The organism is Glycomyces sp. YM15 (genome assembly GCF_016918015.1).
Classification (GTDB): Bacteria; Actinomycetota; Actinomycetes; order Mycobacteriales; family Micromonosporaceae; genus Glycomyces.
In genome coordinates, this window is sequence record NZ_JAERMK010000013.1 from 105,252 (window position 1) to 119,107 (window position 13,856).

Here is a 13,856-nt window from a genome sequence, read left to right on the forward strand (position 1 = left end):
GCTCGCCCCCGATCGCGTTCACGCGCTTCAGGACCGCGCCATCGATGCCCGTCGCGCTGCCGTGGGCTTTGCCGCGCCCTGATCCGGTTGCGCGCCGACGGATCGCGCGGCTCGCGGCTCGTGTCGCCGCTTCGTTCGTCGTCATGTCCGCCTCCTCGTCTGCACCGGTCCTTCCGGTGTGACTCCATGATGGGCGGGCGAACCTGAAGCCAGCCTGAAGCCGCCTGAAGCCTTCTTCAGGAACCAGGTGCGAAAGGGCCCGGCGGCGCTGCTGCGCGGCCGGGCCCGGATCGATTCGCGTGCGGGGTCAGTCGCGCTCCGGCTTCGGCAAGCCGTTCTCCTGCGCCGCCTTCGGCAGGCTGTTCTCTCGTCCTGCCTTCGGCAGGAAGCCTCCGAAAGCGGCCACGGTCTTGTTGGCGTAGGCGGAGGTGTCACCGCGTTCCATCGGTCCGTCCCACGTGGTCGGCAGCGGCGCGTACTCGGGGAGAATGCGGCCCACCATGCGGTCCAAGGCCTCTTCGGCCTTGCCGACCCACAGGTGGCTGCCCTTCTCGATCTCCACGACCTCCGCCTGCGGCACGGCCGCGAAGCGCTGCTTGGCCTCCGGGTACTGCAGGTAGTCGTCCTGCTCGGGAATGAGCGCCAGCAGCGGGCGGCCGTCCTCGGCCCACCGCGCCAGATCGTCCTCTTTGGAGTAACGCAGCGGCGGCGAGAGCAGCACCGCGCCTTCGACACTCGGCTCCAGGCCGTACTTCAACGTGAGGTCGGTGCCGAAGGACCAGCCGACCAGCCACACCCGCGGCAACTCCGCGAACTCCGCGTACTCCACCGCGGCCGCGACGTCGAAGCGCTCGCCGACGCCGTGGTCGAAGGCGCCCTGGCTCGCGCCCTGCTGCGACTCGGTGCCGCGGGTGTTGAACCGCAGCACCGCCATGTTCGCCAGCGCGGGGAGCCGCCAGGCGGCCTTGCGGAAGATGTGCGAGTCCATCATGCCGCCATGGGTGGGCAGCGGGTGGACGCAGATGAGGGTCGCCTCGGGCTCGCGGTCGGCGGGCAGGGCGAGTTCGCCGACGAGTTCGAGCCCGTCGGCGGTTTCGAGCGTGAGCGCCTCGCGTCTGGCGGGGAGCATGCTCGCGGATCTGATGACAGCCACGCCGGAATTATCCCTTGAATTCGCCGGAGGCGATACGGCGTGTGGCGCAGCTGGCAAGGGTCACCCGATGCGACCGCTGTGTCGCCTGGTCGTGCGCCGAAACCGAACGCCGAAGGGCGGGACCGCGCGGTCCCGCCCTTCGGCGTTCGGTTTCGGCCGTTCAGCGCCAGCGTCCCGGTTGGCGGCGGCTCCTGGCGTTCCAGCAGCCGGTGTGCCAGTGGCGGCGGTCGTCGCCGTCGCCGTCGTCGGCCCAGGCGACGACGTGCGGTGTGCCCGGTTGGATCTCGAGGTCGCAGCCGGGGCACCGGTAGCGCTTCTCGGCGTTGGAGCCGGGGATGCGGCGGACCCGGACGGGTCCGTCCGGGCCGTCGATCAGGCTCGGGTCCTGGGCGCCCGAGGTCGGCCGCCGGGATTCGCTCCGGCGGCGGTTCTTGCGTGGCATGGCTCGGCCTTAAGCGCGGGCGGGGTCGTCTCGCCCGGCGTCGGTAGCTGCGGCGGCCTCCGCCTCGGCGGCTTCGCGCGCGACCCGTTCGTTCAGTCGCCTGACGTGCTTGTTCATTCCTCGGATGAGGAAGATCGTCACGACGACGAGGAACACGGTCACGAACAGCCCGAGCGGCCCGGCCATCGCCTGGTCGCGCTCCGGCCCGAACTCTTGCTGCGCCAGGATCTCGATCACCTGTCAACCGTATCCCGCGGGTTCTAGGACTCCTGCAGCGCCGGAAGCCGCCAGTCGACCGGCTCACCGCCCTGCTCCTTGAGGAGCTCGTTGGCGCGGCTGAACGGCTTGGATCCGAAGAAGCCGCGGCGGGCGCTCAAGGGCGAGGGGTGGGCCGACTCGATGGCGGGGATGGGGCCGAGGAGGCTCTTGAGTTCGCGGGCGTTGTTGCCCCAGAGGATGGCGACTGCGGCGCCTCCGCGTTCGGCCAGGGCGCGGACGGCCTGTTCGGTGACCGCTTCCCAGCCCTTGCCCTTGTGGGAGGCGGGCGTGCCGGGGGCGACGCTGAGGGAGCGGTTGAGCAGCAGGACGCCCTGCTCGGCCCAGGGGGTGAGGTCGCCGTTGGCGGGGAGTGGGTGGCCGAGGTCGTCGCGGTACTCGTTGAAGATGTTGACCAGGCTCTTGGGCAGGGGCCGCACATCGGGGGCGACGGCGAAGGAGAGGCCGATGGCGTGGCCGGGGGTGGGGTAGGGGTCTTGGCCGACGATGATGACCTTGACCTGGTCGAACGGCTGCTGGAAGGCGCGGAGGATGTGCTCGGCGGCGGGCAGGTATCGGCGTCCGGCGGCCACTTCGGCGCGGAGGAATTCGCCCATCTTGGCCACGTCGTCGGCCACGGGGGCGAGGGCTTTGGCCCAGCCGGGCTCCATCAGTTCTTCAAGCGGTTTCTGCATGACTCAGATGCTAGGTCCCTCCACCGACACGAAATACCCCGCGTCGCGCAGGGCCGCAACGATTTCGGTCGCGTGTTCGGGTCCGCGGGTCTCGATCGAGAGGTCCACGGCGACTTCGCCGACGGACAGGCGCGGGTCGCTGCGCTGGTGGTAGACGTCGACGATGTTGCCGCCGTAGGCGCCGATGAGTTGCAGGATCGATGCCAGGGCGCCGGGCCGGTCGGGGCAGCGCAGGTTGGCGCGCATGAAGCGGCCGGAGGCGCCGAGGCCGTGTTCGATGAGCCGCATGAGCAGCAGCGGGTCGATGTTGCCGCCGGAGATGACGGCGACGGTGGGCGGGTCGTAGTCGACCGAGTAGTTGAGGAGCGCGGCGTAGGCGGTGGCGCCGGCGGGTTCGACGACGAGTTTGTTGCGTTCGAGGAGGGAGAGGAGGGCGCGGCTGATGTCCTCTTCGGTGACGGTGACGATCTCGTCGACGAGGGTGGCGACGTGCGCGAAGGGGACGTCGCCGGGGCGGCCGACCTTGATGCCGTCGGCGATGGTGTGCATCTTGTCGAGGCGTATGGGTCGTCCGGCGGCGAGCGAGTGCGGATAGGCGGCGGCGCCTTCGGCTTGGACGCCGATGATGCGGATGTCGGGTTTGAGCTGCTTCGCGGCGGCGGCGATGCCGGCGATGAGCCCGCCGCCGCCGACCGAGGTGACGATGGTGCCGGTCTCGGGCAGTTGTTCGAGGATCTCGAGGGCGATGGTGCCCTGTCCGGCGACGATGTCGCGGTGGTCGAAGGGGTGGATGAGGGTCGCGCCGGTCTCGGCGGCGAAGCGGTGGGCCGCTTCGAGGGCGTCGTCGACGGTGTGCCCGCCGAGGATCACTTCGGCGCCGTAGCCCTTGGTGGCGGCCACTTTCGGGAGGGGCGCGGACTCGGGCATGAAGACGGTGCAGCGGATGCCGAGCGTGGAGGCGGCGAGGGCGACGCCTTGGGCGTGGTTGCCCGCGGAGGCGGCGACGACGCCGAGGGCGCGTTCGGCTTCGGTCAGGTGGGAGACGCGCATGTAGGCGCCGCGGATCTTGAAGGATCCGGCGCGCTGCAGGTTCTCGCATTTGAGGTGGACGCCGTCGAGGACGGGGTCGCGGGAGGGTTCGAGGGGGGTGCGTCGCACGATCCCGGCGAGTTCGGCCGCCGCGGCGCGGACGTCGTTGAGTGTCACGAGTTGCGTCACGCCTCGATCGTAGTGCCCCGGCGGGCGGACGCCCGGGACGCCGTTCGCGCGGGGTCCCGATGGTCCCGCGCAAAGGCCGGAAAGCGGTTACTGTAGACCGATATGCCGTCCTTGATCCCGCATGGGCGATCGGTCAATCCATTGAAACCGCAGGTGGCACCTAGTGTGAACCGACGTTCACTTCACGTCGCAGCGGGTGACCGCCGTTACCCTTCGAATTTGGAAGGCTTAAGCTACGAAGCGTCAATCCTTAACCAGGAAGAAGCCTGCGGGTCATGCTTCACTGACCGCCCGACCGTAAATCCCGGCACACCACTGAGCAATCCATCCCCTTAGAACCCCCTGGAGTCAACGGTGACTGCTGTCACGCTGAAGAACGTCTCGAAGGTGTTCCCCGGCGATACCCTGGCCGTGGACTCCTTGAGCATGGAAGTCAACCACGGCGAATTCCTCGTCCTGCTCGGCCCGTCCGGCTGCGGCAAGTCCACCGTGCTCCGCATGGTGGCCGGCCTCGAAACCCCCTCCGACGGCGAGATCCTCCTCGACGGCGAGTACGCGAACGACCTGCCGCCGCGAGACCGCAACGCGGCCATGATCTTCCAGACCTTCGCGCTCTACCCGCACATGTCCGTCGCGGACAACATCGGCTTCCCGCTCAAGCTCGGCAAGCAGAACGGCGCCCAGTCCGTGCCCGACGCGGTCGGCGACATGGCCAGCGCCCTCGGCATCTCGGACCTCAAGGACCGCAAGCCGAACCAACTCTCCGGCGGCCAGCAGCAGCGCGTCGCCATGGGCCGCGCGCTCGTGCGGCGCCCCAAACTGTTCCTCATGGACGAGCCGCTGTCGAACCTCGACGTGGGCCTGCGCGCCGAACTGCGCACCGAGATCTCCTCGCTGGTGCGCCGCCACGACGCGACGACGCTCTACGTGACGCACGACCAGACCGAGGCGCTGACGATGGCCGACCGGGTCGCGGTGATGCGCAAGGGGATCCTGCAGGACGTGGGCACCCCGGACGAGGTGTACGAGCGCCCGGCGACGATGTACGTGGCCGCCTTCCTGGGCACGCCCCGCATGAACCTCCTCGAGGCGCGCGTCAACGTGTACCTCGACCGCTATGTGGCCCTTGACTTCGGCGATCAGGAGCTGCGGCTCCCGTGGCACGACCTGCGCGGCCGGGCCGTGGCCCGCTACCACGGGGAGAACATCGTGGTCGGAATGCGGGCGGAGGCGCTCGCGCCGGTCGCGGACGGGCACCCGGGCCAGTCGATCGCGGGCCGTGTGCGCTTCTACGAGCACCACGGCCATGAGACGCTCGTGTTCCTCGACATCGGCGCCACGGCGGTGGTGCCCGACGGTATCGGCGACAAGCCGGACCTGACGCGGGGCGGCTCGAAGCCGCGCCGCCGTCTCGGCGGGCTGTTCTCCGGGTTCGGTCAGGCCCAGGTCGAGCAGCACGAGGCCGACACGGGACCGATCCGCAAGCCCGCCGACCTGGTCTTCCGGCTCCCCCCGCACATCCCGGTCTCGGCCGGGCAGCCGATCACGGTGGCGGTGCACATGGACGCGCTGCACTACTTCGACAAGTACGGCAAGCGGATCGACGTCGGCTGGTCCGCGCGGGCGTAGGCGAACAGCACGCCGCGGGCCCCGATTCGGGGCCCGCGGCGTCGTCGATCGGTCGGCGGTCGGCCTTTAACCCAGGAACTTCTCGGCGTCGATGATCTTCACGGAGATCTGGGTGTCCCTCGGGGTCTTGTAGGCGACGGTGTCGCCGACCTTGTGGCCGAGGATGGCCGCGCCGAGCGCGGAGTCGGGGCTGTAGACCGTGAGGTCGGTGGTGGCCGCGATCTCGCGCGAGCCGAGGAGGAACTTCTCGGTGTCGTCGGGGTCGCCGTCGAAGGCGATGGTCACGACGGTCCCGATCTGGATCTCGTCGCTCTCCTTCGCCTCGCCCACCTTCGCGTTGCGCAGCAGGTCTTCGAGCTGGCGGATGCGGCCTTCCTGCTTGCCCTGCTCGTCGCGGGCCGCGTGGTAGCCGCCGTTCTCCTTGAGGTCGCCTTCTTCCCGGCGGGCGTTGATCTCGGCGGCCATGGCGGGACGGTTCGCGATGAGCTCGTCCAGTTCGCTCTTGAGACGGTCGTAGGCCTCTTGGGTGAGCCAAGTGCCCTGGTTAGCGTCGGTAGCCATGTGATCCATATCCTCCGAATAGTGCGATCCGTACTGCGAGGTCCTGCCTCTGGGTGTAAGTCCTCGCGACCCGGGTCTACCCCGGATAGCGAAAGGCCCGCCGACCGAAACGCGGTGCGACGGGCCGAAAGTCAATAGTCAGTCCGTCTGCCAACACCTCAGGACTTCGCCGGTGTTGGGCACGCCCTCCACTGCGAGGGGGTACGACGTCACCACATGGGTGGCATCGTCCGCCGGGATCTCGACTTCGGCGTACCCGATCTCGGCGCCGGCGAGGTCGCGGGACCTGACGGCGCAGGTGGCGCCTTCACCGGCCGGCTTGTAGACCTCGAACTCGACGGTGACCTGGCCGGGGACGGAGTCGTCGAACCCGAGCAGCCGCTCGGAGACCTCGTTCTGGCCGTACAGTTCCGAGAGGCGCCAGGCGGCGACGAGCCCCGCCAGCACGACGCCGATCGTGAGGGCCGCGGTCACCGCCGGGCGGCGGCGCTTCGGTTCGCGGCGGCGACCGTAGCGACCATCGGGAAAGGTCACGGTCGCCGTTCGCGGCACGCGCCCATCCGTGGTCTGCATCTCAGTCATTGCGTCGCTTTCCTTCGCGATCAGCGGTTCCACCGCTGGAGCCGCGGTTCTCTGCCGAACCGGGAAGTAATGATTATCGAGTATCGTTGCACAGAATGCCAGAGCCGACAACTACCGCAGTGCGCGCGTCGGTTCCAGTGCGCCGAGCCTTACCACTAGAAGCACCCGCCAGTGAGGTTGACCGACGTGACGAACCAGAGCAAGCTGCGCCTCATGTGCGTGCACGCGCATCCCGACGACGAGTCGAGCAAGGGCGCAGGCATGATGGCCCGCTACGTGCGCGAGGGCATCGAGGTCCTCGTGGTGACGTGCACGGGCGGCGAACGCGGCGACGTGCTCAATCCGAAGATGGACCGCCCCGAGGTGCAGGAGAACCTGCCGCGCATCCGCAACGAGGAGATGGCCCGCGCCCGCGAGATCCTGGGCGTCCAGCAGCACTGGCTGGGCTTCATCGACTCGGGCCTCCCCGAGGGCTGGCTCCCCAACTCCGGGGTCGACCTGCCCGAGGACGCCTTCTACCTGGTGCCCACCGAGGAGGCCGCCGCGCCGCTCGTGGAGATCATGCGCTCGTTCAAGCCGCACGTGGTCACCACCTACGACGAAGAGGGCGGCTACCCGCACCCGGACCACGTCAAGACCCACGAGATCTCCGTCGCGGCCTTCACCGCCGCGGGCGATCCGGACAGGTACCCGGACCGGGGCGAGCCGTGGCAGCCGCTCAAGCTCTACTACAACCACTCGTTCGGCAAGGCGCGCATCGAGGCCCTGCACTACGCGATGATCCAGGCCGGGCTCGAATCGCCCTACAAGGACTGGATGGACGCGGGCGACTGGACCCGCGACAAGAGCGAGCGGATCACGACGCGGGTCGAGTGCGCCGAGTACTTCGACATCCGCGACGAGGCCTTGAAGGCCCACGCGACCCAGGTCGACCCGGACGGGTTCTGGTTCGCCGTGCCGCGCGAGCTCCAGCAGAAGGCCTGGCCCACCGAGGATTACGAACTCGTCGAGTCGCGCATCGAATCGCGGCTTCCCGAGGACGACCTCTTCGCCGGACTCCGGTAACTCCACTTGACAACGGCCCCAGGGAACTCCTGGGGCCGTTGCTTCCACTTCCGACCACTGCGGCACCGTCCGTTACGGCCTCGTCGCCGAATCGCCGGGCCGCGCGCACCCTCAGTGAGGAAACAACTGTCGGGCTCCCGACACCACGGTGTATTTCCTCGGAAAGTGCGGGAACCTTGCTGCAAGCGCGCCCCCGCGGGTTACCGTGCCGGGAGAACCGGGCGAACCCGAGTCTGGGACGTATTCGCGGAGGCGGCGCAGAACGGAGGTGGACCCATGGTCAGTCGCGAAACAACACCGGCGCGCACCAAGTCGTTCGTCGGCAGTCTCCTCGTCGCCACACCCACGCTGCAGGACCCCAACTTCGACCGCACGGTCGTCATCGGCGTCGGGCACGAGTCCGACGGTGTGCTGGGCGTGGTCCTCAATCGGGCCACCGAGCGGAAGGTCGTCCACTACCTCGATCAGTGGGCGGAGCTGGCGGGGCATCCCGCCGTCCTCTTCGAGGGCGGCCCGGTGCAGCCTGACGCGGCGATCGGACTGGGCTGGCGGAAGGCCGACGCGCCCTTCAACGACGCGTTCCGGCCGGTGCTCGGGCGTCTGGGCACGCTCGACCTGGCCCGGGACCCCGGCGAGGTCGCGCCGCTCCTGGAAGGGATGCGGGTCTTCACCGGCTACGCCGGCTGGGCGCCGGGCCAGCTCGAGGACGAGATCGACGCGGGCGCCTGGATGGTCTTCGACGCCCTCCCGGCGGACCCGTTCTCGACCAACCCCGAAGAGCTGTGGGGCATGGTGTGGAAACGTCAGGGCGGCCTGCTCTCGGCGGTGGCGCACTTCCCGGCCGACCCCGCGCTGAACTGAGCCTGGCAGGTCACGCGCCGAGGAGCAGTCACGGTCAGTCGAATCTACGGCTCGCAGGCTTCGCCGAGGGCGCTTGCGGAGCCGTGACTCAAGCACCGGGCCGCAGTCACGGCGAACGCTTGCGGAGCCGTAAATAAAGCACCGGGCCGCCAGGCCATGAGGATCACGACCACGCCGTAGAAGACGAGGTTCAGCCCCGAGAGCGCCAACAGCCGCCCGCGATGCTGTTCCAGGAGTTCGCCGTCCATGGTGCCATGCGCGTCCTGGAGCTCCTTGCCGATGCGGGCGAGCACACCCGGGATCACGGCCGCGCCGTTGACCACCGCGACCACGTACAGCGTCGAGGCGATGATGACCCAAGGGTCGACGAACGAGTACCGCTCGCTCGTCGTCATCGTCAGCACCCCGAACAGCGCAGCCACCAGCGTCAGCGCGTTGAAGGCCATGCAGCGGCGTCCGGCGCGGTGCACCAGGTCCCCGTCCCGCTCGCGCAGCGCCCGCTCCCCCACCCACGGCATCAGCATGGCCGGACCGACGAACACGACGGCCAACAGAACGTGCAGAACCGACAACAGAGTGTGCATATGGTGATCTTACGGACAAATCGCCCAGCACGATCGGGAAACCTCAGGCAGTTGACGCAACCGATTGGTTGCGATATGGCCCGAGCACGACCCGCGGCGCACCTACGTCGAGTTCACCCTCGAACCGGCGAGTGCGGGCACGCTGCTGCGCGTGGTCGAGACCGGATTCGCGCAACTGCCCGAGCACGTGCGTCGCGAGGCGTTCGAAGGCAACGTCGAAGGGTGGGCGAGCGAACCCGATGAACTCGTCGGATTCCGGTGGTCCGGCCACCGTCACCGAACTCGCCGACCGGTTGCCGATCACGCGGCAGGCGATCGCCAAGCACCTGGCACTGCTCGCCGAGACGGGCCTGGTGGCGCCGGAACCGAGAGAAGGGCGTCGCGTGCGGTACCGGCTGCACTCCGCGCCCATGCAGGTGGCGCAGCAGTTCCTCGCCGCCATGGCACGGGACTGGGACCTGCGACTGCACAACCTGCAAGACCATCTGGACCGAACACCGGAGGACCCGTCATGAACACGCGGTTCCGCGGCGGTCAGAACATCGCCATGAAACTCCCGAAGGCCCAGTTCGAGCAGACCGTCGCCTTCTACCGAGACGTCCTGGGCATGGACGCGCCGGGACAGGCACGCACAAGCGGTCACAGACGAACACATGGGCCCCTCGCGGGGCCCATGTGGGCGTGTGGAGCTGCAGGGAATCGAACCCTGGTCCTCCGCTGCATCTGTGAGACTTCTCCGGGTGCAGTCCGCTGTGCCTTTTATCGAGCCCCACCGATCACGCGGACGAGACGGTGTGGCGGGCTCTAATCGCCGAGAATCTCGGCCTTCCGTCCCAGCGATCAAGACGTCGGCCCAGCATCCTTAAATGATGCCGCGAACCCAGAGCGGATGCGCCCCTGGAGCGGCAACTTCACAGTCGCTTAGGCAGCGAGAGCGAAGTCAGTGCGTTTTGCGTTGGCACTTATTGGTTTCCAACGTTGGTTTACGAGACGGCGTTGGCTTCCTCGACCCGCTTCCCTCACCTCAACATACGGAGTCGAAACCGATCAGCCCCGAGATTGGTGAGTGAGTGTTTCACCCTGTTCAGTTGTCGGTATTCGGTCGTGCTGTGGAATTCTAACCCAGTCCAACGACGGGCGTCGAACCGATATTCCCCCGGCTCACTTCCCGCCGCGCTTGGCGGCGCGGCCCATGGCCTTCTCGATCTCGCGGTCGGACTCGCGCTTGGCGATGGCCTGGCGCTTGTCGTAGTTCTTGCGGCCCCGGGCCAGCCCGAGCTCCATTTTGGCGTAGCCGTTCAGGAAGTACACCGAGAGCGGGACCAGCGTCAGGCCGGGCTCGTCGAGCTTGTGCGCCAGCTTGGCGATCTCGCCGCGGTGCAGCAGGAGCTTGCGGATGCGCCGGGGCGGGTGGTTGGTCCACGTCCCGTAGTCGTACTCGGGGATGTGCAGGTTGTGGACGCGGGCCTCGCCGTTGTAGATCTCGGCGTACGCGTCGACGATGTTCCCCTTGCCCTGGCGCAGGGCCTTGACCTCGGTACCGGACAGGACCATCCCGGCCTCGTACGTGTCCAGGATCTCGTAGTCGTGCCGGGCCTTGCGGTTGGTGGTCACGACCGAGCGCTCGGGACCCGAGTGCTTGACCTTCTCCTGCGTTTGCTTCTTGGACACCCAGCAAGCTTAACGATCGAACATGTGTCTGTCGAAAGCAATTCGCTACCGGCATAGACAGCTCGGCAGGTACCCCACAGGGTTGACGCGGTCGCCGTGCACGCGGACCTCGAAGTGCAGGTGCGGGCCGGTGCTGTCGCCGGTGCTGCCGACCGCGCCGATCCCCTCGTCACGGTCGACGTGCTCGCCGTAGTCCACCCAGATCTCGGACTGGTGCGCGTAGCAGGTGGAGAGGCCCCCGCCGTGGCTGATGCACGTGAGCTGCCCGTACCCGGAGCTCCAGCCCGCGTAGACGACCTTTCCGGAGTCGGCGGCATGGATTCGGGCGCCGGTGCCGGCGGCGAAGTCGGTGCCGCCGTGCAGGCGGGTGGTGCCGTAGATCGGGTGGCGCCGCCAGCCGAAGTCCGAGGACTTCCAACCGTCGACCGGCACGACGAACCCGCCTCCGCCGCCACCGCCGGAGGACGAGCCGCCACCGGAGTCGTCGTCCCGGTCGGCCCGGCGCAACTGGTCGGCGAGGCGCTCGGATTCGGCTTCGAGCCGGTCGTATTCGGACTGGGCGTCCTCGCGGGCGTCCTCGGCGACCGCCAGGGCCGCCTCGTGCTGGCCGACCAGTTGCTCCACGGTGCGCTGGGCGGCCTGGGCCTCGGTGTAGCGGGTCTCGGCGATCGCGAGCGCGTCGGCGGCGGCCGCCTCGGCGTCCTCGGCTTCGGTCTGGGCGAGGGACGCGGCGTTCTCGGCGTTGGCGGCCTCCCGGCGGGCGAGGGTGACCTCCTCGACCGCGAGGTTCTTGCCGTCCATCATGAACTCGAGGTAGGTGAGCCCGTCGACGGCCTTCTGGGGGTCGCCGGAGGCGAGGACGGCGTCCAGGGTGAGCAGTTCGGAGCCGCGGGCCGTGGCGGCGAACAGGGAGGCGCGGGCCTCGCGGGCGGCTTCGACGGCCTCACGTGCGGCCTCGTATTCGACCTCGGCCTCCTGAAGCGCCTCACGGGCGGCGTCGGTCTCGCGCTGCGCTTGGGCCGCTTCGGCTTCGGCCGCCGCGACCCGCCCGTGGGCGACGTCGACGGCGTGCTCCGCGCCGGGCAGTCGGGCCGCGGTCTCGGCGAGCACCAGGCCGGCGGCCCGCACCTCGTCGGAGGCGTCTTCGAGCTGCGCGGCCATCTGGGCCTTCTCGCGCTGGACCTTGTCCAGGTCGGACTGGGAGAGCCCGAAAGCGGGACTGCTCGCGGTCCCTGCCAGGAGCAGGGCCGCGAGCAGCCAACCGATTCGCCTCATAGGCCCAGAATGTAGTCCATCTGCGACGGACATTCAGGGTATTCGGGACAGAAGCCCCGCTGTCCTCATCTACGGCTCGCAGGCGTCGCCGTGGACGAGGAGGTCAGACCTTGATGTTGAAGCGCAAGGTGATCCACGCAGTGATCGCGCTGATCACCGCCGAGACGCCGACGAGGATCGGGAGCAGGACGAGGATCGCCTGCAGCGTGATCGGCGGCATGAGCTTGAAGAGGTCCGAGAACTGGCCGTCGATGACCAGGAACTTCGCGGCGACGAGCGTGCCGAAGGCGAAGATCGAGCCGATCACGGCGGCGAAGACCGCCTCGAGGACGAACGGCGCCTGGACGAACCAGTTCGGCGCGCCCACCAGCTTCATGATCGCGACCTCGCGGCGGCGCGAGTACGCGGCGACCTGGATCGTGTTGGCCACCAGCATGAGCGCGGCCACACCCTGCACGAGGGCGATGACCAGCGTGAGCCTCTGGGCCCCGCCCAGGATGTCGAAGACCTGCTGCAGGATCTGGCGCTGGTTGGTGACCTGGTAGACCCCCGGCACCTCCTCGAACTGCTTGATGAGTTCGGGGGCGTCGTCGATGTTCCTCATCTTCACGCGGAACGCGGACGGCAGCACATCGGCCTCAACCGCCTTCACCAGGTCAGGGGACTCCTTGAAGGTCTCCTGGAACCGCTCGAGCGCCTTCTCCTTGTCCTCGTACTGGACTTCGGCGACGAGGTCGTTGTCCTTGAGCGACTGGTGGATCTGGTCGGTCGTCGCCTGATCGATGTCGCGCTCGAGGTAGACGACCACTTCGAGGTTGGTCTGGTAGAACTCCTCGATCACGTCGACCTGGTTGTACAGCATCAGGCCCGCGCCGAGCATCGACAGCGAGACGGCCATGGTGATGATCATGGCGATGGTCATGGAGATGTTGCGCCACAGTCCGAGGAAGACCTCGGACATCACGTACTTCGCGCGCATGTGCTCTGAATCTGCCTTCCGCTTAGCCGTAGACGCCGCGAGCCTGGTCGCGGACGATCTGGCCGTTCTCGATCTCGATGACGCGACGGCGCATCTGGTTCACGATGTTGGAGTCGTGCGTGACCATGAGGATGGTGGTGCCCGTCCGGCTGATCCGGTCGAGGAGCCGCATGATCTCGATCGAGGTGTCGGGGTCGAGGTTACCGGTGGGCTCGTCGGCCAGCAGCAGCAGCGGCCGGTTGACGAAGGCGCGGGCTACCGCGACGCGCTGCTGCTCGCCGCCGGACAGCTCGTGCGGGTAGCGGTGCTCCTTGCCGCCGAGGCCGACCAGTTCGAGCACTTCCGGGACGACCCGGCGGGCGACCGAACGCGGCTTGCCGATGACCTCGAGCGCGAACGCCACGTTCTCGGCGGCCGTGCGGTTCGGCAGCAGCCGGAAGTCCTGGAACACGCAGCCGATACTGCGCCGGTAGGCGGGGACCTTCCACCGGCGGAGCCTCGTCACGTCGGTGTCCCCGACCGTGATCTTGCCCTTGTCCGGAACTTCTTCGCGCAGCAGGAGCTTGATCATCGTGGACTTCCCCGCACCGGTCGGACCGATGAAGAAGACGAACTCTCCCTTGTCGATGAAGACGTTCACGTCCTCCACCGACGGGCGGTTCGACCGGGGGTAGTGCTTGGTTACACCCTCAAGCTGAATCACGAGGCGGAGTCTAGCCGCCGAAGCACGGAGCCGGTCGGGCGGCTCCAGTACAAGCGTGGCATATTTCGCAGTTTCAGCCCCATATGTCACGGCTGTGCAAGGGTTACGACGCGATTTCAGCCGAACGGAGGAAGCCCGTATGGTCAGGCGGCCTATGAACGCTCGGCGGAGCGTCACGGAGCG

General features: G+C 68.2%; 16 protein-coding genes, 1 other RNA gene and 1 pseudogene. 5 read left to right on the plus strand and 13 right to left on the minus strand.

Annotated elements, in window-relative coordinates; all coding sequences use genetic code 11:
* Nucleotides 1–307: 307 nt before the first annotated feature.
* From JHY01_RS15630 to ilvA, 5 genes are all read right to left on the minus strand, one after another.
* A complete protein-coding gene (locus JHY01_RS15630) occupies nt 308–1,129 on the minus strand; it encodes an alpha/beta hydrolase (RefSeq protein WP_240192854.1) in 822 nt (273 codons plus the stop codon).
* Nucleotides 1,130–1,313: 184 nt separating this feature from the next.
* Nucleotides 1,314–1,595 (minus strand): hypothetical protein, encoded by a 282-nt coding sequence (locus tag JHY01_RS15635; protein ID WP_205326591.1) that lies wholly within the window; start codon nt 1,593–1,595, stop codon nt 1,314–1,316.
* 9 nt (nt 1,596–1,604) lie between these two features.
* Nucleotides 1,605–1,832, minus strand: coding sequence for a hypothetical protein (locus JHY01_RS15640; protein WP_205326592.1), 228 nt, complete (start codon nt 1,830–1,832; stop codon nt 1,605–1,607).
* A gap of 23 nt (nt 1,833–1,855) precedes the next feature.
* On the minus strand, nt 1,856–2,545 hold the full coding sequence (locus JHY01_RS15645) for a uracil-DNA glycosylase (RefSeq protein ID WP_205326593.1): 690 nt from the start codon (nt 2,543–2,545) through the stop codon (nt 1,856–1,858).
* Nucleotides 2,546–2,548: 3 nt separating this feature from the next.
* Entirely contained in the window at nt 2,549–3,763 is a 1,215-nt protein-coding gene (ilvA, locus tag JHY01_RS15650) for a threonine ammonia-lyase (protein WP_205326594.1), read from the minus strand.
* A gap of 354 nt (nt 3,764–4,117) precedes the next feature.
* Between ilvA and JHY01_RS15655 the strand changes: the two genes are divergently transcribed.
* Complete coding sequence (locus tag JHY01_RS15655) at nt 4,118–5,392, plus strand: ABC transporter ATP-binding protein (protein ID WP_205326595.1); 1,275 nt, start codon at nt 4,118–4,120, stop codon at nt 5,390–5,392.
* Nucleotides 5,393–5,458: 66 nt separating this feature from the next.
* Here the strand turns inward: JHY01_RS15655 and greA are convergent, their stop codons facing one another.
* Together greA and JHY01_RS15665 are read right to left on the minus strand one after the other, a co-directional pair.
* A complete protein-coding gene (greA, locus tag JHY01_RS15660) occupies nt 5,459–5,953 on the minus strand; it encodes a transcription elongation factor GreA (RefSeq protein ID WP_205326596.1) in 495 nt (164 codons plus the stop codon).
* A gap of 138 nt (nt 5,954–6,091) precedes the next feature.
* On the minus strand, nt 6,092–6,535 hold the full coding sequence (locus JHY01_RS15665) for a DUF4307 domain-containing protein (RefSeq protein WP_205326597.1): 444 nt from the start codon (nt 6,533–6,535) through the stop codon (nt 6,092–6,094).
* A 213-nt stretch (nt 6,536–6,748) separates the two neighbouring features.
* Between JHY01_RS15665 and mca the strand changes: the two genes are divergently transcribed.
* Both mca and JHY01_RS15675 read left to right on the plus strand, forming a co-directional pair.
* Nucleotides 6,749–7,600 carry a mycothiol conjugate amidase Mca gene (gene mca, locus JHY01_RS15670; RefSeq protein ID WP_205326643.1) on the plus strand — a complete coding sequence of 284 codons (852 nt, stop codon included), beginning with the start codon at nt 6,749–6,751 and terminating at the stop codon, nt 7,598–7,600.
* Nucleotides 7,601–7,876: 276 nt separating this feature from the next.
* Nucleotides 7,877–8,461: a YqgE/AlgH family protein gene (locus JHY01_RS15675; protein WP_205326598.1), complete on the plus strand. Its 585-nt coding sequence runs from the start codon at nt 7,877–7,879 to the stop codon at nt 8,459–8,461.
* Nucleotides 8,462–8,505: 44 nt separating this feature from the next.
* Here JHY01_RS15675 and JHY01_RS15680 read toward each other — a convergent pair whose 3' ends face one another.
* On the minus strand, nt 8,506–9,045 hold the full coding sequence (locus JHY01_RS15680) for a DUF2269 family protein (protein ID WP_205326599.1): 540 nt from the start codon (nt 9,043–9,045) through the stop codon (nt 8,506–8,508).
* 79 nt (nt 9,046–9,124) lie between these two features.
* Here JHY01_RS15680 and JHY01_RS28150 point away from each other — a divergent pair.
* Nucleotides 9,125–9,301, plus strand: a pseudogene (locus tag JHY01_RS28150) (ATPase); the annotation flags it as partial.
* Nucleotides 9,285–9,560: a helix-turn-helix transcriptional regulator gene (locus JHY01_RS15685; RefSeq protein ID WP_205326600.1), complete on the plus strand. Its 276-nt coding sequence runs from the start codon at nt 9,285–9,287 to the stop codon at nt 9,558–9,560. The pseudogene JHY01_RS28150 and the gene JHY01_RS15685, both read left to right, overlap by 17 nt.
* 166 nt (nt 9,561–9,726) lie before the next feature.
* Here the strand turns inward: JHY01_RS15685 and ssrA are convergent.
* The 5 genes from ssrA to ftsE form a co-directional block, all read right to left on the minus strand.
* Nucleotides 9,727–10,100, minus strand: a transfer-messenger RNA (tmRNA) gene (gene ssrA, locus JHY01_RS15690).
* A 106-nt stretch (nt 10,101–10,206) separates the two neighbouring features.
* Nucleotides 10,207–10,716 (minus strand): SsrA-binding protein SmpB, encoded by a 510-nt coding sequence (smpB, locus tag JHY01_RS15695; protein WP_205326601.1) that lies wholly within the window; start codon nt 10,714–10,716, stop codon nt 10,207–10,209.
* 45 nt (nt 10,717–10,761) lie between these two features.
* Nucleotides 10,762–11,991 (minus strand): M23 family metallopeptidase, encoded by a 1,230-nt coding sequence (locus JHY01_RS15700; RefSeq protein WP_205326602.1) that lies wholly within the window; start codon nt 11,989–11,991, stop codon nt 10,762–10,764.
* A gap of 103 nt (nt 11,992–12,094) precedes the next feature.
* Nucleotides 12,095–12,970, minus strand: a complete 876-nt coding sequence (ftsX, locus tag JHY01_RS15705; RefSeq protein WP_205326603.1) for a permease-like cell division protein FtsX — start codon at nt 12,968–12,970, stop codon at nt 12,095–12,097.
* Nucleotides 12,971–12,992: 22 nt separating this feature from the next.
* On the minus strand, nt 12,993–13,673 hold the full coding sequence (gene ftsE, locus JHY01_RS15710; RefSeq protein WP_205326604.1) for a cell division ATP-binding protein FtsE: 681 nt from the start codon (nt 13,671–13,673) through the stop codon (nt 12,993–12,995).
* Nucleotides 13,674–13,856 lie beyond the last annotated feature (183 nt).